The organism is Mucilaginibacter sp. PAMB04168 (genome assembly GCF_039634365.2).
Taxonomy (GTDB): Bacteria; Bacteroidota; Bacteroidia; order Sphingobacteriales; family Sphingobacteriaceae; genus Mucilaginibacter.
The window spans coordinates 2,701,197-2,726,481 of sequence record NZ_CP155079.2 but is presented as its reverse complement, the minus strand read 5'-3'; the positions used below and the strand labels follow the sequence as shown (position 1 = coordinate 2,726,481).

General features: G+C 42.1%; 22 protein-coding genes and 1 tRNA gene. 9 read left to right on the top strand and 14 right to left on the bottom strand.

Features of this window, described 5'->3' with window-relative positions; translation table 11 throughout:
• The first annotated feature begins 147 nt into the window (after window positions 1-147).
• A complete protein-coding gene (locus ABDD94_RS11515; RefSeq protein ID WP_345951938.1) occupies window positions 148-282 on the top strand; it encodes a hypothetical protein in 135 nt (44 codons plus the stop codon).
• A gap of 45 nt (window positions 283-327) precedes the next feature.
• On the opposite strand, the gene ABDD94_RS11510 is transcribed toward ABDD94_RS11515, so the two are convergent.
• The 4 genes from ABDD94_RS11510 to ABDD94_RS11495 all read right to left on the bottom strand — a co-directional run bounded on the left by ABDD94_RS11510 (window position 328) and on the right by ABDD94_RS11495 (window position 3,571).
• Window positions 328-726, bottom strand: coding sequence for a hypothetical protein (locus ABDD94_RS11510; RefSeq protein WP_345952364.1), 399 nt, complete (start codon window positions 724-726; stop codon window positions 328-330).
• A gap of 306 nt (window positions 727-1,032) precedes the next feature.
• The gene (gene hemF, locus ABDD94_RS11505; protein WP_345952363.1) at window positions 1,033-1,944 is read right to left on the bottom strand and encodes an oxygen-dependent coproporphyrinogen oxidase; all 912 of its coding nucleotides are present in this window, start codon (window positions 1,942-1,944) and stop codon (window positions 1,033-1,035) included.
• Window positions 1,945-1,975: 31 nt separating this feature from the next.
• Window positions 1,976-3,271, bottom strand: a complete 1,296-nt coding sequence (locus ABDD94_RS11500; protein ID WP_345952362.1) for an MFS transporter — start codon at window positions 3,269-3,271, stop codon at window positions 1,976-1,978.
• A gap of 102 nt (window positions 3,272-3,373) precedes the next feature.
• Window positions 3,374-3,571, bottom strand: coding sequence for a cold-shock protein (locus ABDD94_RS11495; protein WP_345209171.1), 198 nt, complete (start codon window positions 3,569-3,571; stop codon window positions 3,374-3,376).
• A gap of 347 nt (window positions 3,572-3,918) precedes the next feature.
• Here ABDD94_RS11495 and ABDD94_RS11490 point away from each other — a divergent pair, with 347 nt between their 5' ends.
• Window positions 3,919-5,733 carry a glycoside hydrolase family 15 protein gene (locus ABDD94_RS11490; RefSeq protein WP_345952361.1) on the top strand — a complete coding sequence of 605 codons (1,815 nt, stop codon included), beginning with the start codon at window positions 3,919-3,921 and terminating at the stop codon, window positions 5,731-5,733.
• On the opposite strand, the gene ABDD94_RS11485 is transcribed toward ABDD94_RS11490, so the two are convergent.
• The 5 genes from ABDD94_RS11485 to mqnE form a co-directional block, all read right to left on the bottom strand.
• Window positions 5,730-7,919: a bifunctional alpha,alpha-trehalose-phosphate synthase (UDP-forming)/trehalose-phosphatase gene (locus ABDD94_RS11485; RefSeq protein ID WP_345952360.1), complete on the bottom strand. Its 2,190-nt coding sequence runs from the start codon at window positions 7,917-7,919 to the stop codon at window positions 5,730-5,732. The genes ABDD94_RS11490 and ABDD94_RS11485 overlap by 4 nt on opposite strands.
• A gap of 146 nt (window positions 7,920-8,065) precedes the next feature.
• On the bottom strand, window positions 8,066-8,566 hold the full coding sequence (locus tag ABDD94_RS11480) for a hypothetical protein (protein WP_345952359.1): 501 nt from the start codon (window positions 8,564-8,566) through the stop codon (window positions 8,066-8,068).
• Between the two features lie 237 nt (window positions 8,567-8,803).
• Entirely contained in the window at window positions 8,804-9,547 is a 744-nt protein-coding gene (locus ABDD94_RS11475; protein ID WP_345952358.1) for a menaquinone biosynthesis protein, read from the bottom strand.
• Window positions 9,548-9,556: 9 nt separating this feature from the next.
• The gene (locus ABDD94_RS11470) at window positions 9,557-10,177 is read right to left on the bottom strand and encodes a histidine phosphatase family protein (RefSeq protein WP_345952357.1); all 621 of its coding nucleotides are present in this window, start codon (window positions 10,175-10,177) and stop codon (window positions 9,557-9,559) included.
• Window positions 10,178-10,179: 2 nt separating this feature from the next.
• Window positions 10,180-11,373 carry an aminofutalosine synthase MqnE gene (gene mqnE, locus ABDD94_RS11465; RefSeq protein WP_345955984.1) on the bottom strand — a complete coding sequence of 398 codons (1,194 nt, stop codon included), beginning with the start codon at window positions 11,371-11,373 and terminating at the stop codon, window positions 10,180-10,182.
• A 176-nt stretch (window positions 11,374-11,549) separates the two neighbouring features.
• Between mqnE and ABDD94_RS11460 the strand changes: the two genes are divergently transcribed.
• Window positions 11,550-12,221 carry a hypothetical protein gene (locus tag ABDD94_RS11460; protein ID WP_345952356.1) on the top strand — a complete coding sequence of 224 codons (672 nt, stop codon included), beginning with the start codon at window positions 11,550-11,552 and terminating at the stop codon, window positions 12,219-12,221.
• Window positions 12,222-12,332: 111 nt separating this feature from the next.
• On the opposite strand, the gene alaS is transcribed toward ABDD94_RS11460, so the two are convergent.
• Window positions 12,333-14,969: an alanine--tRNA ligase gene (gene alaS, locus ABDD94_RS11455; protein ID WP_345952355.1), complete on the bottom strand. Its 2,637-nt coding sequence runs from the start codon at window positions 14,967-14,969 to the stop codon at window positions 12,333-12,335.
• A 207-nt stretch (window positions 14,970-15,176) separates the two neighbouring features.
• Here alaS and ABDD94_RS11450 point away from each other — a divergent pair, with 207 nt between their 5' ends.
• The 6 genes from ABDD94_RS11450 (at window position 15,177) to ABDD94_RS11425 (ending at window position 18,964) form a co-directional block, all read left to right on the top strand.
• Entirely contained in the window at window positions 15,177-15,989 is an 813-nt protein-coding gene (locus tag ABDD94_RS11450; RefSeq protein ID WP_345952354.1) for a PASTA domain-containing protein, read from the top strand.
• The gene (locus ABDD94_RS11445) at window positions 15,949-16,290 is read left to right on the top strand and encodes a rhodanese-like domain-containing protein (protein WP_345952353.1); all 342 of its coding nucleotides are present in this window, start codon (window positions 15,949-15,951) and stop codon (window positions 16,288-16,290) included. Before ABDD94_RS11450 ends, ABDD94_RS11445 begins: the two co-directional genes overlap by 41 nt.
• A gap of 26 nt (window positions 16,291-16,316) precedes the next feature.
• Window positions 16,317-17,372, top strand: a complete 1,056-nt coding sequence (gene mltG, locus ABDD94_RS11440) for an endolytic transglycosylase MltG (RefSeq protein ID WP_345952352.1) — start codon at window positions 16,317-16,319, stop codon at window positions 17,370-17,372.
• A gap of 8 nt (window positions 17,373-17,380) precedes the next feature.
• Window positions 17,381-17,788 (top strand): thioesterase family protein, encoded by a 408-nt coding sequence (locus ABDD94_RS11435; protein ID WP_345952351.1) that lies wholly within the window; start codon window positions 17,381-17,383, stop codon window positions 17,786-17,788.
• A gap of 9 nt (window positions 17,789-17,797) precedes the next feature.
• Window positions 17,798-18,775, top strand: coding sequence for a YihY/virulence factor BrkB family protein (locus tag ABDD94_RS11430; RefSeq protein ID WP_345951954.1), 978 nt, complete (start codon window positions 17,798-17,800; stop codon window positions 18,773-18,775).
• 104 nt (window positions 18,776-18,879) lie between these two features.
• Window positions 18,880-18,964 (top strand) — tRNA-Ser (locus ABDD94_RS11425).
• A gap of 692 nt (window positions 18,965-19,656) precedes the next feature.
• Here the strand turns inward: ABDD94_RS11425 and ABDD94_RS11420 are convergent.
• From ABDD94_RS11420 to ABDD94_RS11405, 4 genes are read right to left on the bottom strand one after another with little or no spacing between them, the layout of a single operon-like run.
• A complete protein-coding gene (locus ABDD94_RS11420; RefSeq protein WP_345952350.1) occupies window positions 19,657-21,918 on the bottom strand; it encodes a trehalase family glycosidase in 2,262 nt (753 codons plus the stop codon).
• Between the two features lie 13 nt (window positions 21,919-21,931).
• Entirely contained in the window at window positions 21,932-23,122 is a 1,191-nt protein-coding gene (locus ABDD94_RS11415) for a glycoside hydrolase family 88 protein (RefSeq protein WP_345952349.1), read from the bottom strand.
• A 29-nt stretch (window positions 23,123-23,151) separates the two neighbouring features.
• Window positions 23,152-24,015, bottom strand: a complete 864-nt coding sequence (locus ABDD94_RS11410) for a glycoside hydrolase family 16 protein (RefSeq protein WP_345952348.1) — start codon at window positions 24,013-24,015, stop codon at window positions 23,152-23,154.
• Window positions 24,016-24,072: 57 nt separating this feature from the next.
• A complete protein-coding gene (locus ABDD94_RS11405; protein ID WP_352432867.1) occupies window positions 24,073-25,191 on the bottom strand; it encodes an alginate lyase family protein in 1,119 nt (372 codons plus the stop codon).
• Window positions 25,192-25,285 lie beyond the last annotated feature (94 nt).

Below are 25,285 nucleotides of genomic sequence, written 5' to 3'. Positions count from 1 at the left end.
ACTCGTGCGATGCTTTTAATAGGATTAGCAAAACTATTACCATTATTTTCAGTTGTATCTTTAGTTGTAACTCTGCAAATATAAATCCCATTACTTCTCTAAAAAAGCGGTCGGAGCTTACACGCACACTACATAAAACAAATAATCATGAGTAAAGATAAAGGCGGCAAAAACATTAAAAAAGCACCCAGTACGGAAGGTAAAAAAGCAACTTCCGACTATCAATCGGGTAAGAAATCATCTTCTAAAGACGATGCAGGCGCAGGCGCTAAAAAAAAGTAGTATAGCTCTTTGGTAGCTACTTTGCAGAAATGTCACCTTCAAGGCCTACTTCATCTTCGTCCAATGCTCTTCAACCTGCATACCGGTTGGTAATTTGCCTTCCAAAATCAGCGTGTCGTTTTTGATCTGGTAATTGTAGTGTACAGGCACATTGGTCAGTTTTGAAGGCTGGGTTGAGAAGGTTTCGGTTTCGGTACAGGTATTGCCATCAATTTTGTAATCGCCTGCCTGGTACTTTTGTGGTTCACCGCCATCTTCTATCATAACAGCTTCAAACTTTTTATCGGTGTAAGTCCGCTGCAATTGGTATCCCTCTGTGCCTCCCTCTTTTTTTCCGTTGTATACGCCCCCAGCGTATAACCATTTTCCTTCCAGTTTTCCAGAACCGTTGCATGCCGATAATGATATCATAGCTATAGCAGTGAGTATAAATAATGCTTTCATTTGTATAGAGGCAGATTAATTTCTTAAATAAAGATGCCGCAGCTCAATAAACTGCAGTACAAATAAAGTGTTTTTAATGAAAAAAATTTTGTCTGATATATAACTGTTTAAATTTATCATGCAAAAACTGCCGTAATGCGGCTCTTGCGCTGTACAGAACGGTAAGGATTTCAGAAGAGTTTAAAAATTGTTAGTTGTGCTGCAGCGAAAGGCTGAATAGGAAAAGCGAAAAAGGATTTTAAGTGTGGCACGGCTTTAAGGTTTATAAGTATGACACACGTCGTATGTATGTAAAGGGTTCAATTGTTAAACCCAGTTAATCCCCTTCTTTAAAAGTTTTAACGTTTTTTCCTCTTCACCACCTGTTTCCGGTTGATAGTTGTAAAGCCACTTAGCGGTTGGAGGCAAACTCATTAAGATGGACTCAATGCGCCCGTTGGTTTCCAAGCCGAACTTAGTGCCGGCATCATATACCAGATTGAATTCTGCGTAACGGCTGCGGCGCTGGTACTGCCACTGCTGTTGCTCTTCAGTATATTGTTTATTTCGGTTCCGATTAACCAATTCAGTATAAACCGGTGCAAATGATCTGCCCACGGCTTTAGAAAACTCAAATATGGTTTCCCATGTTAAGTCGTCACTGGCAGTTAACCGATCATAAAAAATGCCACCTATACCGCGCGTCTCGTCGCGGTGTTTAATAAAAAAGTAATCATCTGCCCAGGTTTTAAAGCGGTGATAGAAATCAGCATTGAACAAATCACAAACAGATTTCAAGTGGCCATGAAAGAACCGGGCATCTTCTTCAAAAACATAATGAGGCGTTAAATCAATGCCACCACCAAACCAGCGCAATGGCTGCCCGCCTTCAATAGAAGATGGCATTTCAAAGTACCGGATGTTCATGTGGATTATGGGTACCATGGGGTGATTTGGGTGGATAACGATAGACACACCGGTTGCAAAAAAGTCATCCTGCTCTACCTTCAAACCTTTCTTTACAGCGTCGGGCAACTTACCATACACGGCCGAAAAATTCACACCGCCCTTTTCCAATATGGTTCCGTTTTGAATTACACGGGTGCGGCCACCGCCGCCGCCGTCTCGTTCCCAAACCTCCTGTTCAAAAGTGGCTACACCATCCAGCGCTTCAAGAGCGCTGCATATTTCATCCTGTATTTGCTGATACTCGCTTGCAATCGTTTCTTTAGTCACCATCGGTACAAAAATGCAAAAAAATGGGCTAATGCTACGCCTTCATTTCAGAAGCGGCGTTGAGATTACCAGCCGGCTCCTCGCCTTCCATGTAATTCAAATCCTTGCCAAAGCTTTCTTTAAGTTGCGTAAGCGCCAATAGTGATATTGCGGTAACAATACCCATCATGACATAAGAGCTAACAATAATGCTGTTTTTATACCCCTGTGCTGTAAAATACTTTACAAAAAATTCGAAGCTTAAGGTTATCGGAATTAAGAAACCACGTACAAAATTCGGAACGGTGGTAGTTACCGTTGCACGGATATTGGTACCAAACTGCTCAGACGCCACAGTAACAAATGTTGCCCAATACCCTATAAAGAATCCGATAAATAAGCAGATTGAAATGAAACGCCCTTCTGTAATACCGTGTGCATTTAAATAAAAAACCACGCTTACCACCGACATGAGCTGAAATATAAGCATTGTTAAGCGCCTTGATTTGGTAATCTGCGCAAATAAGCCGGCGAACATATCACCAACCGATAAGCCTATATAAGTATACATTACTCCGGTGCCTGCACTTAAAGTTTCAGGTGCTCCCAGCTCCTTGCCTATCTCAGGGGCCTGGGTGATTAAAATACCTACTACAAACCATAGCGGCGTTCCGATCAGTATACAGCATAGGTATTTTATAAAACGTTTCCTGTTGGTGAACAGCATTAAAAAGTTGCCCTTTTCGGTATCACTCTGCTCGGCCTGCTTAAACATGCCCGACTCAAATGTACCCACCCGCAACAGTAAGAGTAACAAACCTAAGCCACCTCCTATAAAGTACGCACGCTGCCATCCGTATTTAGCAACAGTGGCCGCTGCTGCTGCACCTAACAATCCCACAACTGCCACAATCATTGTTCCGTAGCCGCGTTTTTCCTTACTCATTGTTTCGCTCACCAGCGTAATGCCAGCACCTAGTTCGCCAGCGAGGCCAATACCAGCTAAAAGCCTTATGATTGCATAGGTTTGGTAGTCGGTAGCAAAGCCATTGGCAAAGTTGGCTAATGAGTACAACAAAATGGAGCCAAACAAAACTTTAATGCGGCCAAATTTATCGCCTATTACGCCCCAAAGTATACCACCAACCAGCAAACCAAACATTTGCATGTTAATGATAAATTCACCTTTAGTTCGTATATCTGCCTCAGCAACGCCAATATCGCGCAGGCTCTGCAAGCGCACTATCGAAAATAACAGCAGGTCATAAATATCAACAAAGTAACCAAGTGCAGCTACTGCCACCAGGAAAATAACGTTTTTATTGCTCTTAGTAATGGATAGATCTTGCATGGGATGTTAGAACGCCTTGTTTATTTTTTGTCGGCAATATAAAAGTTTTGTGCAAAAAAAACCTCTGTTGTCACAGAGGTTTAAGTTAAGTATATTTTAGTTTTATATCTTTTTAACTTTTACGGCCTGCAATCCTTTTCGTCCGTCCTCAACATCATATTCCACACTGTCGTTATCTTTAATGGCATTTACGCCGCCTTCAACGTCTTTAAAATGCACAAATAAGTCCTTTCCATCATCGGTAATAATAAAGCCGTAGCCTTTTTGAGTGTTAAACCACTTAACTTTTCCAGTTTTCATAATTAATAATTGTATAGATTTATAAGAGATTGATAGCTAACGCCAAACTGAAAACTATAAGCTCATAGTCAGAAAGGTTACAGCAAATTAAAGTATTTTGTCCAAATATAAAAATTTTAGTATCACACAATAATATTTTTACATTTTCTAAAACTTACAGTTTAAGCTACTGACAACCTGCATATTATAGCTGTATTAATTCTAAGGAAACTATGATTTGGCATGTTTTCCTTTGAATTAATAAAGAGAGCGTTATGTACTGACTAAAAAGTTACATACAACATAAATGGTAAATGCTTGTTACCACACTTTGGGCTCGTCATTAAGCCCTTGCAAACACTTGTTAAATGAAGCATACCTACAATACGGGCATAATCGGCAACTGTAACTTTTTAGCACACATTAATAAAAACACAAACGTCGACTGGCTGTGCTGGCCACAGTTCGATAGTACCTTTGTTTTTGGAGGTTTGCTGGACACACAAAAAGGCGGCGAGTTTTCTATACGGCCCGAAGGCGATTACGAGTCTGAGCAATATTACCTGGAAAATACTAATGTTTTAATCACAGATATTACCATAAAAGACGGCGGGCGCTACCGGATCACTGATTTTGCGCCCAGGTTTCAAGAACATCAGCGCTATTTTAAACCACTAATGTTGGTTCGGAAGGTAGAAGTTTTGGAAGGTGCCCCTCGTATACGTGTAAAATGCGAACCTGTTTCGGACTATGGTGCTGTTAAGCTTGACGTTAACCGCGGCAGCAACCATATACAATATTTGGGTGGTGAAGAAAAAATTCGGTTAACCACTAACATTCCTATAAGCTACGTTTTTGATCACCAATCTTTTGTACTCACCGAAAACAAATACTTGGTGCTTACTTATGGTGAACCTTTAGAGAAGCCGTTAAGTAGCACAGTAGAATGGTTTTTAAGAGAAACCGCTCACTACTGGCGTACCTGGATAAAGCATTCGTCTATCTCTGGCTTTTATCAGGAATATGTAATTCGGTCTGCCCTTGCGCTTAAAATACATCAGTATGAAGATACTGGTGCCATTATTGCGGCAAGTACAACAAGCCTGCCCGAATCTCCCGGAAGCGGCCGTACCTGGGATTACCGCTATTGCTGGCTGCGTGATACACATTATGTTATTAGTGCATTGAGCCATATAGGTCATTTTGAGGAATTGGAACGGTACTTTAATTATGTTACAGATATTTCATTCGCTGATGATGAGCGGTACCAACCCTTGTATGGCATTACAGGTAAGAAGGAGCTTACAGAACGCATTCTTGAGTTAGATGGGTATGAAGGTAACAAACCTGTGCGTATAGGCAACCAAGCCGCCGAACATATCCAAAACGATATTTACGGACAGGTGATGATTTCTGTTTTGCCGTTATACACCGATCATCGCTTTATTTTTGATGAACGTAAAGATTCAACTAAATGGCTGGATTACCTTCTCAGTAAAGTAGAACGCACCATTGACGAAAAAGATGCCGGTATATGGGAGTTCAGGAACATGGCCAATATACATTGTTACACTAACCTTTTTCAGTGGGCAGGCGCTTGCGCAGCCGAAAAGATGGCCAGGACCATTAACAACCCGGATCTTATAAAACGTGCTATTGCTTTAAAAAACCGTGCCGCCACGCACATCGAAAATTGTTATGACCCGGTTAGAAAGGTGTACACCAATGCTGTGGGAAGCCCATATTTAGATGCGAGCACTCTTCAGCTCATTATGATGAATTACCTTGACCCGCACTCCCAACGAGCAAAGGACCATTTAATAGCCCTTGAAAAAGAATTAAAAACAGAAAGCGGATTATTTTACCGCTACCTGCATGCCGATGATTTTGGGAAGCCGAAAACCACTTTTTTGGTCTGTGCCTTTTGGTATATAGAGGCCCTGGCCTGTGTTGGCCGGTTGGAAGATGCTGTGCGCGAATTTGAAAACATTGTTCAGCACTCTAACCACCTGCAGTTGTTCAGTGAGGACGTTGCTGAAGAAGATGGCAGCCAGTGGGGAAATTTTCCGCAAGCATACAGCCATGTTGGATTAATGAACGCTGCATACCGCATTGCTATGAAATTAGATAAGCCTATCTTTCTTCAAAACAATGGTTCCGACTTAAACGAAACTAAAATTTAATATACCGTTACATTTGACGTTAATGCCTTAAGTAAGTTGCGGACCTCTGTAGGGTTACGTACATAAAACTTGGCAGCTGATGCCCCTGTGCCCACTTTTATAGTAATTGCTCTATCTGGTAATGACTTAAACAGATCCTCATCTGTTAAATCATCGCCAAAGGCCATAATAAAATCGTAATCTCTTTGCTCAACAAGGGTTAGCGCCGCTTTACCCTTGTTTACGTCAATATTTTTCACCTCCACAACTTTATCACCGGGCAGTAATTGCAATCCTTTGTCAGTTGCTAAAAATTTAAGTGTATTTATGAGCTCATTTGCTCTTAACTCGCCAAGGCCACGTTCCGCTTTGCGATAATGCCACGCCAGTGAATACGTTTTTTCCTCAATGAAAGAACCAGGTGTACGGTCTACGTATTTTTCCAGCACGCCAAAAATGTCTTTTTTCCAACTGGTTGACAGGCCACTGGTTTTATACCACTCCATGCCTTGCTGCTTAAACCATGCACCATGTTCGGCAATCAGGTAAATATTTTTGTCCCCAAACCACTCCCCCAAGTTTTCGTGTTTACGACCGCTAATAATAACCAGGTGATTGTTAGGATCTGATGAAAGCTGGGTAAGAATATCGTATAGTTCAGCATCCGGGCGCGCTTGATCAACATTAGGTTTAAAGCCAACCAGTGTACCATCGTAATCTAAAAATATGATACGTTTACTGGTATCATGGTAACGATTAACGATAGATTGTGCGGTAGCCGAGTGAACATGCCGTGTTTGCATTGACCGTTGCATTGCCTTTACTTCATTCAAGCGTTCCATAAACAAAGCAACCCAATGGGTAACGTTAAATTTGGCCACTACACTACGCATTTGTTTCATGCGGCGCGTTTGCTCGTCTAAAGGCATATTAAGTGCCTCTATTATAGCGTCTTTTACCTGAATTATATTATTAGGGTTAACCAGCAATGAATCAATGAGTTCTTTAGAAGCACCTGCCATTTCACTTAATATTAAAACCCCATCATCCCGCGTACGGCTGGCTACATACTCTTTACTTACCAGGTTCATACCATCGCGCATGGGCGTTACCAGGCAAACCTCAGCGGTACTATAAAGCGCAACTAGTGTTTCAATAGGCAACGATCGATAGTAATAACTTATGGGCGTCCATTCTATAGAGCGATACCGTGCATTTATATTACCTACTTTTTTATCAATTTGATCCCGAAGATGGGCATACTGTGCCACTGTATCTCTCGATGGTACAACAACCATGTAAAGGGTTACTTTACCTACATAATCCGGGTTTTCATCCAACAAGAGCTCAAACGCTTGTAGGCGCTGTAAAATGCCTTTGCTATAGTCCAGCCGATCTATAGAAAGGATTAACTTATTGTCTTTATAAATGTCGTTAATTTGCTTGGATTGATCCTGCACTTCGGGAGTGCCCGTAAGTTCGGCATATTTCTTTTCGTCAATACCCATCGGGAACGACTCTACTATTACTAAACGTTCATCGCAAGTAATGGTGTTAGAAGATACCTGGTAAGGTAATATACGACTTACAGAACTCAAGAAGTGCCGTACATCATCAAAAGTGTGAAAACCAATAAGATCAGCTCCCAGCATTCCTTCCAGCAATTCCATCCGCCATGGTATAAGTCTGAACATCTCATGAGACGGGAATGGTATATGAAGGAAAAAGCCGATAGACACATCTGGCCTTGCTTGACGTATTAACGACGGCAGTAGCAGTAACTGGTAGTCATGTACCCAAATGGTGTCGCCCGGTTCTGCAATGCTGAGCACCACATCCTTGAACTTTTCGTTTACACTTTTGTAGTATTCCCAATTTGAGGGGTTGTAGGTTGCATACGTTGATGCGTAGTAATGAAAAACCGGCCACAATACCTCGTTAGAAAAACCCTCATAGAACTCGCTAATGTCTTCTTGCGTTAAATAGACCGGCATCAGGCTCAAATCGGCCAGTTGCTCGGTAACTTGATCTTGTTGCTCGTGGGCAATAACCTGTCCGGGCCAGCCAATCCAAACATTGTCATTCTGCTTATAAACTGAGCCAAGGCCGGTGGCAAGTCCGCCCTCGCTTGGCATCAGTTTCAATCCTTCTTCACTTTCCTGTATCTTAACCGGCAGCCGGTTAGCTACAATAATTACTTTTGGCATAATACGAAACGTTTGCTTGCTTAGATAAAGCGCTTAAGCCAAAACTTGTTTGCCGTTTTTTGATGGATATTGAATATGAAAGGCAACAAAAAAGCCACACCTTTAAGGCGTGGCTCACATTATATATAGATGAGTTGAATTAACTATTAGTTTTTGCTTAATAGCTCAACTGCTGAAGAAGGGGTGATTCTTAAAGTAGCTTGTTTGTCAGCTTTGTACAGGCTCAAAAGGTATACTTCGTCGTCAGCTACATTGATTGCAGTAAGACGTGAAAGAGCTGAAGAAGGAGCATCTGCATATTGGAAACGAATAAGTTCTTTTACATGGTAACCTTCGTATTCTTTGGCAATTTGTTTTTTTGCGTGTGCAGGCAAAGTAGTGTAAGATACGGCTTCTGTATGACCAAGGTATTTACCATTCAGATCGTAGTAAGCAGCCATCTTAACTTTGTTAGAGGTAAACTCAACTTTTTCAAAAGAATCGGTTACGGTCCAGGTTGCATCTTTTGCATCGTTAAACTCGTATTCGAATTGACGAATAACGTGGTAAGGAACCTTGTTCGAATCATCTGTTTTTTTACCACCATCGGCAAAAGCGCTTAAAGTGAATATGGCGAACAAAGCGCTAAGTAAAGTTAACTTTTTCATAATGTTCTAAATTTGCGTTGTATTAAATTTTAAATCCGCAACAAATTTACAACTCAAATATCAAAATGATAAACTTATTTGAACTTTTATGATAATTTCATAAAATTCGGCTTTACAACTTGCCGTTTTAAAATTAAACCGATTTCATTACGGTGAAATTTAGATATTGTTAATAAAAACATATTATAGAAATCAAAATGCTACCCAAACAATAGAATACTTACTGATTTGCTAACACTATAGTTGTTTTATGTAATCTAAAAACAAATATAGGGCCTGCTTTTTGGCTTCCGTAAGCGGATAGTCAATCTTATGCATCAAATAGTCCTTTAAATCAAAATCAGTTCGCATTTCCATTTCTTCGAATAATTCATTGCGGTTATCCAGGCCATACTGTAGTGATTGGTTAAAATCATTAATAAATGATTGAGAAATGGGCTTGTTGGCTATCCATGCAGCAAATGTAAAAGGCAACCCTGTAAATTTTGTCCACTCCGCGGCAAGGTCATATACATATAAGTAAGCGCTTGCCTTACCAAAGGTACGGTCACCTATTTGTACAAACGCCGTTGTCGAATCAGTCGACTTACTATAATCAGATGCTGCAACAACCATCTCAGGCTGTAGCTTCCAATAATTTTTTAACAGAACCTTTGCCAGGTTATTTGAAGACCGTGATTCTGGATCGAGCTGTAAAGTTTTAACCTGTTCTATCGGACAGTTGCTAAAAATAAAAACGGAGTTAACAGCTCCTACCGCACCAATGCAGTAGTCAGAAACTAAATGCCACTCGGGTAGGTTAAGCGTAGCGGCTACAGGTATGAGGCCAATATCAACTGTATCATCTATTAATTTCTGAGCACAATCTGCTGGTATATCTAAACTCAGGTCAATTTGGTTAATGATATCAGTGTGCTGTATACCGTATAAAAAAGGTTTGGTGTTAGTATAACTAACAGCCGAAATTCTAACTTTTTTCAAGAAATTAAACTAGTGAATTTGCAAATGGATGGCATTGTTAAAATCGGCTATGTCGAACCGGCTGCCATCATAAGTTACTTTGTAGAGAACAAGGTTCTGGTGCGGAAAATCTTCCATGTGGATAAGCGACTTATCTGTTAACAGACACAGGAATAAGCGTAAAGCGCGGCCATGCATGCAAATCAGCACGTTCTTCTCTTCCGGCCGGCTCATCATGATTTCTAAAGCTTCTTTCTGCCGTTCCTGAACTTCGTTAGGACTCTCCCCTCTTTCGAACTTTGAATCAAGACGACCGGCTGTCCAGTCGCGCATTAATTTAAAAAAGGCGGATTTAGTTTCAGGTGTGCTGGGCTGACCTTCGTGGATACCCCATGCAAGCTCATCCAAACCCGATAGCTTTTCAAAAGGAATGCCGGTATCAATAAACTGCTGGATGCTTTGCTGTGTGCGCTTAAGAGTAGATATATAAATTTTATCAAAGGCAACATCCTTATAGGCATTGTAAAACATATTGGCCTGTAATCGGCCCTCATCGTTCAGGTCGGTATCCATGCCCCGGCCTTGTACAATGCCCCTTTTATTCAAATCTGTTTGCCCATGACGGACAATATATAGCGTTTTTTCAGTCATGCTTAATTAATAACCGGTAACTTATAAAACTGTGGTTTCACCTCTTCCGCAAACACATAGTCGTTATAATCGGTAATTATGTTGTATAAAGTATCGCGTTCAATTGGATGGCGGCCAACATGCTTTATCAGTTCAACAAGCTGTTTGGTACTCATACCCGGGTTTTGCTCCTCTGCACCTGCCATCGAATAAATTTTGGTGGTATCGTCCAGAGTGCCGTCTATATCATCAACCCCAAAGCTAAGGGATAATTGCGCAGTAGTGCGGCTAATCATGGCCCAGTAAGCTTTAATATGATCAAAGTTGTCCAGATAAATCCGGGCTATAGCGTAGTTACGCAGATCTTCAATCACAGATGATTCTGCAACGTTAGACATTTGATTATCCTTATTGCGGAACTTTAATGGAATAAAAGTTTGGAATCCGTGCGTGCGGTCCTGCAACTGGCGCAATTGTTCCATGTGGTCAACCCGGTGCCAGTACTCCTCTATGTGGCCATAAAGCATAGTAGCGTTTGAGCGCATGCCCAGCTTATGCCATTCTTCATGTATCTGTAGCCACTGGTCACCTGTACACTTGTCTTTCGCTATTTGATCACGTACTTCCGGATGAAAAATCTCGGCGCCACCACCAGGCATTGATTCCAGGCCGGCTTCTTTCATGAGGCGCATACCCGTGGCATAATCCACCTTAGCTTTTTTGAAAATGTAGTGGTATTCAACTGGGGTAAGCGCTTTTACATGCAGATCCGGGCGGTGCGTTTTAATGGCACTAAATAGTTGCTGGTAAAATGGCATATCATACTGAGGCAAAACACCACCTACAATGTGCACCTCTGTAACTGGCTCGTTATCGTACTTTTTAACAATGTTGAGCATATCGTCCATAGTATACTCCCACCCTTCAGAGCGTTGCTTGATGAGACGAGAATAAGAACAGAACTTACAATCGTACACACAAAGGTTAGTAGGCTCGATATGGAAGTTACGGTTAAAGTAAGTGGTGTTACCGTGACGCGCCTCACGAATGTAATTAGCTAATATACCCAGGTAACTAAGCTCGCCTTTTTGATATAAAGTAACGCCCTCATTAAAAGTAATGCGCTCGCGGTTAAGTACTTTTTGGGCGATGTGTTTCAGATCATCAGCTAAACGGGCATCTTGGAGTAATACCCTTACTTGTTGTTCAGCATCCATGTATTCGTTTTTGATGCTGCAAAGGTAATAAATAGGCGGGGTTAGTGTATCAGTTGTTTGTAACATTGTGCAGGCCCCCAATTTGGGTTATTATCAGAGGCTAATTACTACCTTAGTTTTACCGAATTCTACGAATCCCATTTACATTAGGATGTAAGAACCCAACTTCAGTCATCATGAAAAAAGCAGTCCTGATAGTATTTGCACTTAGCGTGGCTTTATTGTCGAAAGCCCAAAAAAAGTTGTTTACGGCAGGCTTGAGTAAGACCTGTACAAACGATTTTACATTCGCTGCTGATACGTCTGCAAAAAATAGTTTCAAAATAGCTGGCCTCGATTCGTTGTTCAAACCCGTACCAGACGCACTATTCGAATTTAGATTATATGAAATGGGATTGTCTGTTCAGTCTCAAGCCGCCTTCATCATGACCTTTACCAAAAACAAGACTTGGGAAATTCGTTACTTTAATCATTATGATGATAAAGGAAATTTAACAAAAAACCTGCGAAAACGCCCGGTGAGCACAGCCTATGCCGATAATTTGTGGTGTATGCTGACCCAACTTGAGGTGCTCACTTTACCCGACCATAATAAGTTACGCCCTCAAATGATCCACCTTGAGCTGGACACCGCCAACCTGCCTTACAGTCTGGAACGCCGAACCGAAATGACAGACGGCATGTATTACCATTACAATCTGCGTACACAGGGCCGGCAGCGTAGTTACGGCTATGGCAATCCAAATGCTTTACTAAAGCAGTATGCTAATGTGCGTGAGTTGTACAACGCAAGCGCTATAATAGCGGTTATCAAAAAGTATGTAAACCGTCCTGCAGTTGTGTATTAGCATCCTATATATTTTCGCATTTTAACACGACTTACTTAAAGTAAAAAGCCTTGTATATTGTTGCGTTAACAATTATACAAGGCCTTGCAAATATATAAACGCAGACTTAGCTTACACGAATGTTCGTGCCTTAGTTAATACCCGCTCCAATCCACTTACGTCCTTACCACCAGCTGTAGCAAAAAACGGCTGACCTCCACCGCCGCCTTGTACTTCTTTAGCCAGTTCGCGTACAATGTTGCCGGCATTTAAGCCGCGGTCTTTCACCAAATTTTCTGCAATCATAACGGTAATATTCGGTTTCCCCTCAATGTCGGCAACAAGTACCAGGAACAGGTCGCTTACCATATCTTTCAGCTGGTAAGCCAGCGTTTTGATGGCATCGGCATTAGGCAGTGCTACCTTTTGTGCTATAAGGTTGATGCCATTCAACGGCTCTGCTTTTTGTGCAAGTTCGGTTTTTAAGCCGGCCGCTTTTTCCATAACCGATTTCTCGATCTCCTTCTTCAAACGGCTATTTTCTTCCAGCAAGCCTTCAATACTTTTAGCTATATCTTTCGGGTTTTTCAGTAACTCTTTAAGTTGCTGCATCAGTTGTGTTTGCTCATTAATATAGTGTTCCACTGCTGCACCCGTAATCGCTTCGATACGGCGCACGCCGGCAGCAACTGCACTTTCACCGGTTATTTTAAAAAGTCCAATTGAACCGGTAGCTTTAACGTGAGTACCACCACAAAGTTCTTTCGAAAAACTATCGTCAAAGGTAATTACACGCACAAAATCGCCATATTTTTCGCCAAACAGTGCTGTTACACCGCTGTCTAACGCCTGTTGGTAAGGTACGTTACGTTCTTCTTTCAGCAATATATTTTCCCGTATTTTCTGGTTGACAATGGCTTCAATCTGCGCTAGCTCTTGGTCGGTTACTTTGCTGAAGTGCGAAAAATCGAAACGGAGATAATCTCCGTTCACCAGTGAGCCTTTTTGATTTACGTGATGGCCAAGTACCTGTTTCATGGCTGCATGCAGCAAATGCGTGGCTGTATGATTGCTTTCTATACTTCGTCTGCGTTCAGGGTCAACATACGCAGTTAGGGCATCATCGATTGTTGCAGGTAAGGTATCAGCAAAATGGACAATAAGGCCGTTTTCTTTCTTGGTATCGGTTATCTTTAAAATTTCACCATCAGGGAAAATTAAATCGCCGGTATCGCCTACCTGACCGCCGCTCTCGGCATAAAAAGGAGTTTTATCCAGCACCAGTTGAAATTGCTCTTTGCCTTTTGCTTTTACCTTGCGGTACTTGGTTATATGCGCTACGCTCTCAGTTTCATCGTAGCCGGTAAAGGTTACATGATCATCCTCTTTCAACAAAATCCAATCGCCGGTGTCAATAGCAGTTGCAGCACGTGAGCGGCTTTTTTGTTGCTCAAGGGCTTTATTGAACCCTTCTACATCAACAGTAAACCCTCTTTCACGTGCCATCAGTTCCGTTAAATCTAAAGGAAAACCGAAAGTGTCAGATAATTCAAAAGCAAATTCCCCACCAATTATATTGTCATTTGCAGAGGCTACAACTTGTTCAAACTGTACTATACCATTTTGAAGCGTCCTCAAAAACGCTATCTCCTCCTCCAAAACCACTTTCTGCACAAAATCTTTTTGACTAAATAACTCATCAAAAACGCCTTCGAACTGATTGGCTAATAAAGGAACTAATTGATTCAAAAACGGCTCTTTAAAGCCCAGGTACTGGTAAGCATAACGCACAGCACGGCGTAAAATACGGCGAATCACGTATCCCGCCTTGTTGTTTGACGGCAACTGTCCATCAGCAATGGCAAAGCTAATAGCCCGTATATGATCGGCCATTACTCGCATAGCTACAGCCTCATTCCATCCTTCAGTTCCTGGTGAAGCGTCTGCATTATAGGATTTTCCGCTTTTCTCTGATAAAAACTGTATCAGCGGCTGGAAAACGTCAGTATCATAATTAGATGTTTTGCCTTGTAGCACCCGCACCAAACGTTCAAAGCCCATACCCGTATCCACATGGCGGGCAGGCAAAGGCTGCAATGAACCATCCTTTAAGCGGTTGAACTGCATAAATACGTTATTCCATATTTCAATAACGTTAGGATCATCAGCATTTACCAAGTTAGCGCCGCTTACTTTAGCCCGCTCCTCGTCGCTGCGACCGTCAAAATGTATTTCAGAACATGGTCCGCAGGGGCCGGTCTCCCCCATTTCCCAAAAATTATCTTTTTTGTTGCCCGGTAAAATATGGTCTTCGCTTACATATTGTTTCCAAAAATCGTAAGCCTCGGTATCTTTCGCCAACCCTTCTTTTTCGTCGCCTTCAAAATAAGTTACGTAAAGGCGGTCTTTATCTAACCTGTAAACACTGGTAAGCAGTTCCCAGCTCCAGTCAATGGCTTCCTTTTTAAAATAGTCGCCGAAGCTCCAGTTGCCCAACATTTCAAACATGGTGTGGTGATAGGTGTCTACCCCTACTTCTTCCAAATCGTTATGTTTGCCCGATACGCGCAAACAACGCTGTGTGTCGGCCACACGTGATGCTTTGGCTGGCGCCTCACCTAAAAATATATCTTTAAACTGGTTCATGCCGGCGTTGGTGAACATCAGCGTCGGGTCGTTCTTAACCACAATTGGTGCCGATGGTACAATTGTATGGCCCTTTGAGGCAAAAAAATCCAGAAAAGCCTGGCGTATCTGTTGAGCAGTCATAGCAGCAAAGATAAAGCTTTAGAGCCAAGAGCCAAGCGCCGTGAACCAAGACTTATCGTATTGTTCCCCACTTTTTAAATTGACCATATCTTTAGCTGATTACTAACCACCTGTAATGCTGGGTCTTGGCCCTTGGTTCTTGTCTCTTGTTTCAATTTTCCCTATGTTTGACAGTTAATTTAAGCTATTACTACTTTACAGCTGCAGATGAGTAAATTCTGGACTTATTTAAAAACCAAAGACTTTAGAAATCACCTTATAGGCGCAGCGGGATCGGTGCTGGCCGTTATACTGATTGCTTATCTTAGCTTAGGGTATTATACCCGTCATGGCTCAGGTATACCGGTGCCTAAACTAAAAGGTTTAAGTATTGATCGCGCTACTGCTATATTAGATGAGCAGGGCTTCCGCTACCAGATAGATTCTGTTTATGTGCAAGACCAGCCGCCGGGTACAGTATTAGAGCAAGATCCGGACGCAGGCACAAATGTTAAAGAAAACCGTACCATATACTTAACAATGGTTACCACCCAGGCCCCAGCAGTTGGTCTGCCCGATCTGGAGCAGAGCACTTACCGTGAGGCTGTGGCCATCTTATCAAACAATGGCTTGAAAGTGGGTGATACCACTTACGCATCTGACATTGCCCGAGACCGTATCTTGGAAGTACGTTTTAATGGCCAGGTTATTCATACCGGTCAAAAATTACCCAAAGGTTCACGCTTAAGCCTGGTGTTGGGAGATGGCGCGGGTGCCAACGAAGTAGATATACCCGATCTGTTGAACCAGGATTTGGATGCGGCCCGTTTTGCCATACGCGGGGCTGGCCTATCAATAGGTACTATTACTTACGAGGGAAGCATAACCGACTCAACCAATTTGGTAGTGGTATCTCAGTTCCCTATGCGTACCGATTCTACAGCTAAAACCAGCATAGGCACACGTGTTAATTTGACTGTTACACAAGCTAAAACAACCAATGAGCCACAGCAGCAGCAGCAGCAACAACAACAGCCCTAACCCGGATATTAAAGCCGGTGAACTGCTGGAACGCTTGCAACGCGGCGAGGTTTTGCATTTGCTTGATGTAAGGGAACCTATTGAATACCATACGCACAACATTGGGGGTACCAATATTCCTTTAGGGCAACTGCATAGCCAGCTCGATGAACTGGAGTGGAACACGGACGATGAAATTATTGTGATTTGCAAGGCGGGCGTACGCAGCCGAACAGCGCAATCAATTTTGCAACAAAACGGTTATGAGCATATACGCAATCTAACCGGCGGATTGCTGGCCATACAACGACTTAAACATTAATACCTATAAAAAACCATACATCTGTTATGTCTACCGAAAAAACGTCATCAGGCGGCACAACTAAAAAATTCTTCATTGCCCTGTTGGCTATTATCATACTGGGGCTAGGCATAACCGGCGTAGTATATTATTTGCGCTGGTTTGGACCCAATGTAACTGATAAGCAGGAATACCTTTATATCCATACCGAAGCCACTTTTGATGATGTTTACCAAACTATACGAGAAGAAGGTATTGTAAAGGATACCGCCACGTTTTTGTGGTCGGCTCACAATATGCACTATGTTGGCCGGGTAAAGCCAGGTAAGTACCGCCTTAAACAAGGCATGAGCAACCGTAAGCTTATTAATATGCTGGCATCTGGTACCCAGGAGCCGGTTGATTTGAAGTTTCGTGGTTTGAGATTAAAGCCGCAGTTTGCGGGTTACGTATCTAAGCAAATAGAGCCCGACTCCATTGCCATTATCAGTTTGCTAGACTCGGCAAAGTTTGTGGAAAAGTATGGTTTTACCACCGAAAACGTTTACACCATGTTTTTGCCCAATACTTACCAGATGTATTGGAACACCACCGCCGAAAAGTTTTTTGAGCGGATGCACGCGGAGTACACTAAATTTTGGACGGCTGATCGCAAGCAAAAAGCAGCTGAACTAAATCTTACCCCCATTCAGGTGTCTATATTGGCATCAATTGTTGATGCGGAGGCTTTACATGACGACGAGATGCCCACAATAGCCGGTTTGTACCTTAACCGTTTAAAACGCGGTATTAAGCTTGAGGCCGATCCTACCGTTATTTACGCTACCGGAGATTTTACTATTAAGCGTGTGTTGAACAAATATTTAAACACGCCATCGCCATATAACACTTACCGCGTTAGCGGTTTGCCCCCAGGTCCCATCATGATGCCCTCGGTAAATGCAGTTAAGGCAGTGTTAAATCACAAAGAGCACAATTATATTTACATGTGTGCCAAAGAAGATTTTTCGGGCTACCACAACTTTGCCACCAATGTGGCAGAACATATGGCCAATGCACGCCGCTTTCAGCAGGCTTTAAATGAACGTGGCATTAAACGCTAAACTGTCTCATGTTTGTTCACACCACTAAACTACGCGTACGCTACGGCGAAACCGACCAAATGGGCTACATGTACTATGGCAACTACGCGGAATTTTTTGAAGTAGGCCGTGTGGAGATGCTGCGCAGCCTGGGCTTAACCTACCGTTGGATGGAAGAGACCGGCGTTATGATGCCTGTGCTTGAAATGAAGTGCCGGTATTTTAAACCCGCCTTGTATGACGAAGAGATTAGCATACAGGTAAGCATGGAAAAGATGCCAGGAATAAAGATTCATTTTAAGTATGAATTATATAACGAGAAACAGGAACTGATACATGTGGGCGAAACGCTGCTGGCATTCATCAATATGAAGACGAATCGGCCGAGTTTACCGCCGCAAGAATTTTTAGATAAAGTGAAGCCCTATTTTGCGTAAATTTGGTTGATGGATTGGCTGCACCGATTACTGCTTAAAACGAGTTTATACAGGGGATTTTTAGAGTGGACTAAATCGGTGATATTGCCGGGTTTTAGGCCGCTGCCTTTATATACCATCGGTGTTTTCTTTTTCGGCGAGCTTAAGAAAAGCTCACTCATTAACCGCGCATCATCGTTAGCTTATAACTTTATGCTGGCTTTTTTTCCGGCCACCATATTTTTGTTTACGCTTATCCCCTTTGTACCTATTGATAGATTTCAGGAGACGTTACTTAACCAGATAACGGTTATTCTACCTCATGATGCGTCGAAAGCGTTTGAAAGCACCATGAAGGATATCATCAAAAATCAAAATGGAAAATTACTTTCGGTAGGTTTTGCATCAGCCCTATATTTTGCATCAAACGGCGTTTATAACCTAATGCAGGCCTTCAACAAGTCATCTCTTATCCTGGAGTCGCGCAGTTGGATTAAACGTCGGCTGGTATCTATTACATTAACTATAGTAATTAGCTTTTCATTGTTGCTCGCTGTATCTATATTAATAGCCGGCCAGGCCCTGCTTAAATTTTTACAATCGCATATGTTTACCAGCTGGCACTTTTGGCTGTGGCTTATATCACTTACGCGGTGGGTCATTGTAGTAATGATCTTCTTTGTAGTGGTATCGTTGTTGTACCGTTACGGCCCTGCACATAAGAACCGTTGGAAATTTTCGAGCCCAGGTTCTATACTGGCTACTACCCTTGCGGTACTCACCTCGCTTGGGTTCTCTTACTACATCAATAACTTTTCATCGTACAATAAAATTTACGGGTCTATAGGAACGCTTATCGTAATGATGATATGGTTGTACCTCAATTCCCTGATTATTTTAATCGGATTTGAGCTAAATGCAAGCGTTGATTTGTCAAAACGGAGCATCAAAATCGTAAAACCCAAGGTAAATACGTTCCGTACTAACAAAATAAAGCAGGTGTATTAAATTTAATTTACTGATAATAAATACGTTAAATAGCCGTTTAAAAATATCTAAAAAAAATGCATTTCAAATTTGCCAATTCGCTCCGGATTTGTACTTTTGTCCCCGGAGAGTTGGCAGAGTGGTCGATTGCGGCAGTCTTGAAAACTGTTGACTGTAACAGGTCCTGGGGTTCGAATCCCTAACTCTCCGCAGATTATAATTAAACAGCAAAAAGGCCGTAAAATTTAATTTTGCGGCCTTTTTGCTATTTTAGGTCCTGGCTTTTTTCCGAAAGCATTGGGCCATTACCGCGAATGGCGCAAGGGCTGCGAAGACATTATTGTTTTTACTGCCTCAACGGTAAAGACCATTATGTGATTGGCGATAAAAGAAACCAACATCCACCAGCCAGTAGACCATTATACCGGCATCAGACCTAATTATGGTAACCGTTTGCACCTTGCCGTTCCTTTGAGCTGCGCTTACTAAAAATGCACCAGCTGCACGCAGGGTGCTGAATTCAGCGTCTTTAGTCCAGTTTTGAAATAAGTGAATAATGCCCGAATAACCCTACATTAGGCACTCATTAAGAACGGCAGGCACAGCAAAACTTTCTTTCCTAATATTAATATGTAACAGGTTCTGCGCTTCTGACGCATTACGCGTTTTATTCCGGGCGGGCTAAATAATATTAACTTGTGTAGATCTCTGCAATGGAAATCTGTTTCCAGCCTTAACAGTTCGGTTACATCAGCAGCTGTGTATGCTCTTTAATTCGCCCAATCGTCAATCATCAATAGTTATACTGAAAGACACATTGTGCTCCTTTCAGCATAGCTAAGAAAAAAATATCAATAACATATTAAATAGACAACAAGAAAGTATTTAGAATTATCCCTTCATTATAACGCCGGTAAAAGACGGACATAATCGATCATAGCCTGATTCACATCAATGTTCATGTTGGTATTGGTACTCTTTAGCTGTATAGACAACTGGTTTATTCCTTTTCGTAGCTTTACTCTTAAGGAATTGCTAAACCCCCAGTTAGACCATTGACCTTTGCCCCGATGCGGCAAGACTACCACCCCCGCAAATTGCCCATTCAGTACGATGGTACGGATGGCACATGTATTACCGGTATTAATCGGGCCGTTACCGTTGGCGTAACGTACATCCATCGTATACCAGCCCGCAAGGGCTACATCTACATTCATTTTAATATTCGTATTTTCCTTTGTATCAGTATTCACAAAACCTTTTCCTGAATAGCCAACGTGAGGGAGCGAAGATTTTTCGGTATAATCCTCTACCTGTAAAATGGTGGCAGGCCGGGCTGCCGCAACCAGCACGGGCTCGCTTGTAAATGAGCCAATACTATTTTTATCAATGGCTATTATTTGATATTCGCTATTGCCAGCGGCAATGGCATAACTAGGTTTCACAACCTCTGCAACCGAACTGCCATTTTTAAATATTTGATAACGTTGGGCACCCAGGATTGGCTCCCATGACAGTGTATTGTTGTTATAACGAACCTGAGGGTTGGGAAGGCTTGTATAAGCAGGAAGCGTATTAATTTTAGATGGAGCAAAATAATTAGACAAGGTAATATTGATGCTATGCTTTCCTGATAATGAGGCAGGTATAGTGGCAGCAGGCAGCGGCTTCCCATCTAAAGTGACCTTGGCTATTGTATGTCCATATCCCGATATGGAGATGTCCAGTTCGGCGTCCCGATACTTAAATGCTTTAAGTAAATGTTTCCCGCTTAATGCTTTGGGTATAAAAGGCGTAAAGCTTAGGTTATCTGTATTGTAACTGATACCAAACAGCACTTTATAAATTATGGCAATGTTGCCAGACAGGCTCCAGAGCATATTGCTTGAGTTGACTTCTGTTCCACCAAAATCACCAGTGCTGGAAACAAAGTTTTCTTTGTTAGTCAGAAATAACCCGCCTGCCCGGTAAATAGCACTCAAACTTTTTAAAACTGAACTTTCGTTACCTGCTTTAGCTGCAGCCAGTGCCCAGTAACTTTCTACAAAAGGCCATACGGCGTTATTGTGATAAGGCGGAATTTCTGGTATCTGCGGATAAATGCAGGGCGTACCGTAAACACCTGTGGGTATATTTTCAATTATTTTACGTTGATTGGAAACAGGCGGAATATCAAAAAGAACAGCCAAGGCCTCACCTAAGGTTTCGGCACGCGGAGAAAGAGTTTTATGGACCCGTCCGTATAAATACTGACCGTAATACCCCTTTTTTTCCTGCCATAAATATTTGTTAATGCCTTTCTTAATAACGCTTGCATTTTTGTTATAAAAATTTGCCGATTTATCATCGCCAAATAAAGCTGCCATGTCTGCCAGTACTTTGTACATACGGTAATGCACAGCATTAGTGCTCAGGCATTCCGATTCATAAATATCTGCCGGCTGCATCCAGCGTGGGTAAGTTTGTTCCCGCCAATCCAAAAAGGACGATTCGCCTTTAACCAAGCCTGTTTTAGAATTATGCAAATTCACCTCGTCATTGACTGCCGATCTTTTGATAATGTCGTATGCGTTCTTCAACCAGCCTTTATCCCCCGTTACTTTGTATATCTCCCAGGCTGCAACTGCCCAAATCATTCGGTCGGATGATACGGGATATGCTCCGCCGGTACCGGTATCCTGAACAATAAATCCGTCCTTAACCTTCCGCATCAAGCTTTTCATGGCTACTTCTGGCTGCAATACAGCCATTGACAAAATGATGCTGTAACTAATGTCCCTTGTCCATACGCCCTTCCATGATTTGCCTGTTCTGAAGGTGCTGTCAGGTTCAACAGCATTTTGCATCTCCTCAAGAGACAGGTTATAGATGGCATCTACTATTGGGAAGTCAGAGTGGTAGTGAGGAAAGTTGGATATGTCTTTTGAAAGCTTCCAGGATGTAGCTAATGTCTCCTTGTATCTACCTGCTTTATCCCGACCCTTGTAATTGGAAGTTAATTGGGTTGATGACAACGCACGGCCTGTAAAGTTCGCCTGAACAACGCTGTCGCGGTATAGCGTGTAGGCTTCAGTTTGGTAAATAACCTTGTTTTGCGCCTGTAAATTTGCTTGCAGAATTAAACATGCCAAAATGCAGGTAACAATAGATTTGATTGATAACATTTGACAAAAATCGTTAGTAGTTTGGATGTCTTTCCATAAAATTGTATAACTGTACGCCGGACAGTAAAAAAGCTCCGACCCCATAGACCGCCGTACTATTAGCGTTTACTTGATCCGGGCTTGCGCCTATGGGTTGTACATAGCCTAACATTCCATCTTTAACCGCTGAATTTAGCGCAAGCCATGACCGCTTAACGACCGGAAGGTAGGTTTTTTCATCAAGCAGACCTTGATTAAGGCCCCAAGCCATTGCATAACAGAAAAAGCCTGTCCCGCTCATTTCTTTAATCGGATAACTATCCGGATCAAGTAATGAGGCATGCCAGCTTCCGTCCTGCTGTTGTAGTCTGGCTATTCTGCTTATCATATTCTTGAATAACTTCTCAAGTCTTGCTCTGTCGGGATGATTTTTTGGCGTATTCTCCAACACCCGGACTAAACCAGCAACTACCCAACCGTTTCCCCGCGACCAAAATACCTTTTCACCGTTCTTTTCCTTTTTGTTGAAAAAGGTTTCGTCTCTAAAATACAGCTTTTCTGCTGGGTCATATAAAAAGTCTGTCGTCTTCCACCAAAGTTTAATAGCTGTATTTAGGTATTTTTGATCACCTGTAGTAGTGCTCAGGTACGCCAGCGATGGCGGCGCCATAAAAAGCGCGTCACACCATGCCCATTCCCTCAACTGAATATTATTTCTCCAGTGTAGCGGCTCATCATGTGGGCTAGCCACAATGCTGTCGGCCTGAATAGTAAACGGTGTGATCATTTCTTTTCTTCGATATCTGCCGTATAACTGTGCATAGGTTTGGCCCACACAATAATCATCGGCATAAAAACGCAGGTGTCCAGTATTCCATTTTACGTCATTACCGATATCCAGTAACACTTTTAGGTATTTCTGGTTACCTTTTAGACTTCCGAAGGCAAATAAACCGGTGTAACATGCACCGTTGGTCCAGTCCACTTTTGAAGCCTTAAAGCCTTTGCTGTTCCAAGTATTAATCTGCCAGTCTGCCACACGTTGCATGGCGTTGAAGATCGCTTTGGTTTTAAAAACGGTATCCTCGAAAATCTGACCATATCTTGGCTTTACGTTAATTGCGTATTCGGCATTGGAAATATTAGCTTTAACAACCGACTGACTTTTGCTGTTTACGGTTATAAAGACCAGCATAAAAGCAGTAAGCTTCGTTACGTTTCTCATTGTGAAATTACTAACTGACATTTCGTTGCTTACTTCTGATATACTCTAACATAATCTACTTCAAATTTGGCAGGAAAAAGGGTTGCCTCGGGGTTGCCTCCTTGTTTTCCGCCTATGGCTAAGTTTAGCAGCATATAATGCGGCTGTTTAAATGGATTGATACCGGTGCCATCTCTATTCATGAGTTTATCCATCTCAACCCTATTTATTAATTGATCATCAACATACAGCGCGATACTGTTTTCATTCCAGTCCATCCGCCAGATATGAAATTTATCAGCCCAGGCCTTACCGCCAAGAGAATCGATATTTTTATTGACGGTAAACCATGCGTCTTTGTTATCGGCACCCATATAAGCAATATTTGCAAGCAGCTTTTTTCGGTAGTATTCCATAATATCTATCTCTCCGGTTGCCGGCCACTTCCCTTTAATCCCTAAAGTCCACCAAGCGGGCCAAATTCCGTCACGAATATCAATTTTCCCACGCATCACAAAACGCCCATAAAGCCAGCTGTGCAAACCCCGGGTCTTGATGCTGGAAGAGGTATAAGTTGCTTCTTTTCTATTTTTTTTCCAGTCGCTGCTGTTTGCCTGGAAATTGGGGTTAGCTACAGATTCCCTCCTCGCTTCAATGATCAGATGCCCGTGTTCGCACCTGGCATTGTTTTCCTGGTACCATTGTAATTCTTCGTTTCTTTCGAAGCCCTTTTCAAAGCTCCATGTAGATTGGTCAGGGGCCCCATTGTAGTTGAATTCTTCGGCCCAAACCAATTTGTAACCATCGCTTTGCAATTTAGGCGGCTTGGCAGCGGTATTACGCTGAGCGGCAGACGTAAGTGCGGCACAAAGCATGAGGCCAACATAAGAATATTTTAATAGGTGTGTTTTCATTATTTGATTCATAGTAAGTATCAAGCAGACATACCACTTTTCGTGATATGCAGCCTTTTATTTGTAAGCCGTTAAGCTAAGTGGCATTAAGGTTGGGAATGTCCAGGCATAATCATGCTTGGGGTACATAACTGGCCGGTATGGTAGTACAAAAGCATCAAAATCAGGGCCTTTATAAATTCCATTCATTGCCTCCAGTAAATTGGCTGGCCACGGACCAGTTTCTGTATAAGTTAAACTTGTTTCAGGGTTACTAGCATATTTCCATTCGGCGGGATGCTGGTCATAATATAACAAATAGGCAAGCGCTTTTTGGATAGATGAGCCGTTCTTTTCGGCTTTAAAGAGGTTCTCACCAGTTTGATTATAAATTACCCAACAAGAAGCCGTTAACGGCGCAAGCGAAAAATAGGTATACCATATACCTTTAACCTGACGCTTTACTTCTTCTACCATATGACCATCAGGCGAAATTTTATCAAATAAATCTGCTCTAACTAAATCTATATTCTTTTGAAGGTCTTCTTTATCTTCCAGATAGACATCGGCAAGTAATGAGGCTAACCTGGACCAATCGCCTGAATTGTTATGTCTGACCCGGATGCTATTAGCTGCATCACGAAATACGTGGACAGTCCAGTATCTGAATTGCTGCTGACTTGCTTGGCCCCAGCCGTTATAACCTTTTAACAGATCTGCAGCTATCATCATAGTGGTTCCGGAATACGACATAACTAACGATCCGTCTAACTGGGAATATCTTTGATTAATTCTTGACCAGGAGTTTAAGAAATACAAGGCCTTATCCGCATATTTTTTTTGATTGCTCAGCCTGTACGCTAAAGCACAGCTATATGCCGAAATACCATCTACCTGCAATGCCAGCGAATTCTTTTGATGTCCTGCTTTATCTGAATAATATCCGGGGATACTGAAATCTACAATCGCATGATTTTCTATTAAAAGTGCCGAATCAGCCTTTTTAATCAGCAAGTTATAAGCCGAAACGTAAGGTTCCTTTTTTAATCTAATTTGTTTTTTTACAAAGTCAATCTGCGCTTTAGGATGCATACCGCCGGAGGTATCAAACGCCAGGATTGGACTTATCTTTAAAAATATAAGGAATGCTAAACAACAGAATTTTTTTAAAGGGAAATTGGATTTGTAAATTGACATTTGACAGCTACTTAGCATACTGGTGTTTGTACTATTTCATTTTAAATAATGCTCCGCCCTTGCTTAGTGAAAGGGCGGATGCACTAACGGGACT

Excerpts from the sequence above, each read along its gene's own strand:
- hemF (WP_345952363.1), bottom strand. The coding sequence starts at position 1,944 with ATGGTGACTAAAGAAACGATTGCAAGCGAGTATCAGCAAATACAGGAT.
- ABDD94_RS11480 (WP_345952359.1), bottom strand. The coding sequence starts at position 8,566 with ATGAAAAAGTTAACTTTACTTAGCGCTTTGTTCGCCATATTCACTTTA.
- ABDD94_RS11435 (WP_345952351.1), top strand. The coding sequence starts at position 17,381 with ATGTTTGTTCACACCACTAAACTACGCGTACGCTACGGCGAAACCGAC.
- ABDD94_RS11490 (WP_345952361.1), top strand. The coding sequence starts at position 3,919 with ATGAAGCATACCTACAATACGGGCATAATCGGCAACTGTAACTTTTTA.
- ABDD94_RS11510 (WP_345952364.1), bottom strand. The coding sequence starts at position 726 with ATGAAAGCATTATTTATACTCACTGCTATAGCTATGATATCATTATCG.
- ABDD94_RS11430 (WP_345951954.1), top strand. The coding sequence starts at position 17,798 with ATGGATTGGCTGCACCGATTACTGCTTAAAACGAGTTTATACAGGGGA.
- alaS (WP_345952355.1), bottom strand. The coding sequence starts at position 14,969 with ATGACTGCTCAACAGATACGCCAGGCTTTTCTGGATTTTTTTGCCTCA.
- ABDD94_RS11495 (WP_345209171.1), bottom strand. The coding sequence starts at position 3,571 with ATGAAAACTGGAAAAGTTAAGTGGTTTAACACTCAAAAAGGCTACGGC.
- ABDD94_RS11410 (WP_345952348.1), bottom strand. The coding sequence starts at position 24,015 with ATGAAAACACACCTATTAAAATATTCTTATGTTGGCCTCATGCTTTGT.
- mltG (WP_345952352.1), top strand. The coding sequence starts at position 16,317 with ATGTCTACCGAAAAAACGTCATCAGGCGGCACAACTAAAAAATTCTTC.
- ABDD94_RS11415 (WP_345952349.1), bottom strand. The coding sequence starts at position 23,122 with ATGAGAAACGTAACGAAGCTTACTGCTTTTATGCTGGTCTTTATAACC.
- ABDD94_RS11470 (WP_345952357.1), bottom strand. The coding sequence starts at position 10,177 with ATGACTGAAAAAACGCTATATATTGTCCGTCATGGGCAAACAGATTTG.
- ABDD94_RS11405 (WP_352432867.1), bottom strand. The coding sequence starts at position 25,191 with ATGTCAATTTACAAATCCAATTTCCCTTTAAAAAAATTCTGTTGTTTA.
- ABDD94_RS11420 (WP_345952350.1), bottom strand. The coding sequence starts at position 21,918 with ATGTTATCAATCAAATCTATTGTTACCTGCATTTTGGCATGTTTAATT.
- mqnE (WP_345955984.1), bottom strand. The coding sequence starts at position 11,373 with ATGGATGCTGAACAACAAGTAAGGGTATTACTCCAAGATGCCCGTTTA.
- ABDD94_RS11460 (WP_345952356.1), top strand. The coding sequence starts at position 11,550 with ATGAAAAAAGCAGTCCTGATAGTATTTGCACTTAGCGTGGCTTTATTG.
- ABDD94_RS11450 (WP_345952354.1), top strand. The coding sequence starts at position 15,177 with ATGAGTAAATTCTGGACTTATTTAAAAACCAAAGACTTTAGAAATCAC.
- ABDD94_RS11485 (WP_345952360.1), bottom strand. The coding sequence starts at position 7,919 with ATGCCAAAAGTAATTATTGTAGCTAACCGGCTGCCGGTTAAGATACAG.
- ABDD94_RS11445 (WP_345952353.1), top strand. The coding sequence starts at position 15,949 with ATGAGCCACAGCAGCAGCAGCAGCAACAACAACAGCCCTAACCCGGAT.
- ABDD94_RS11500 (WP_345952362.1), bottom strand. The coding sequence starts at position 3,271 with ATGCAAGATCTATCCATTACTAAGAGCAATAAAAACGTTATTTTCCTG.
- ABDD94_RS11515 (WP_345951938.1), top strand. The coding sequence starts at position 148 with ATGAGTAAAGATAAAGGCGGCAAAAACATTAAAAAAGCACCCAGTACG.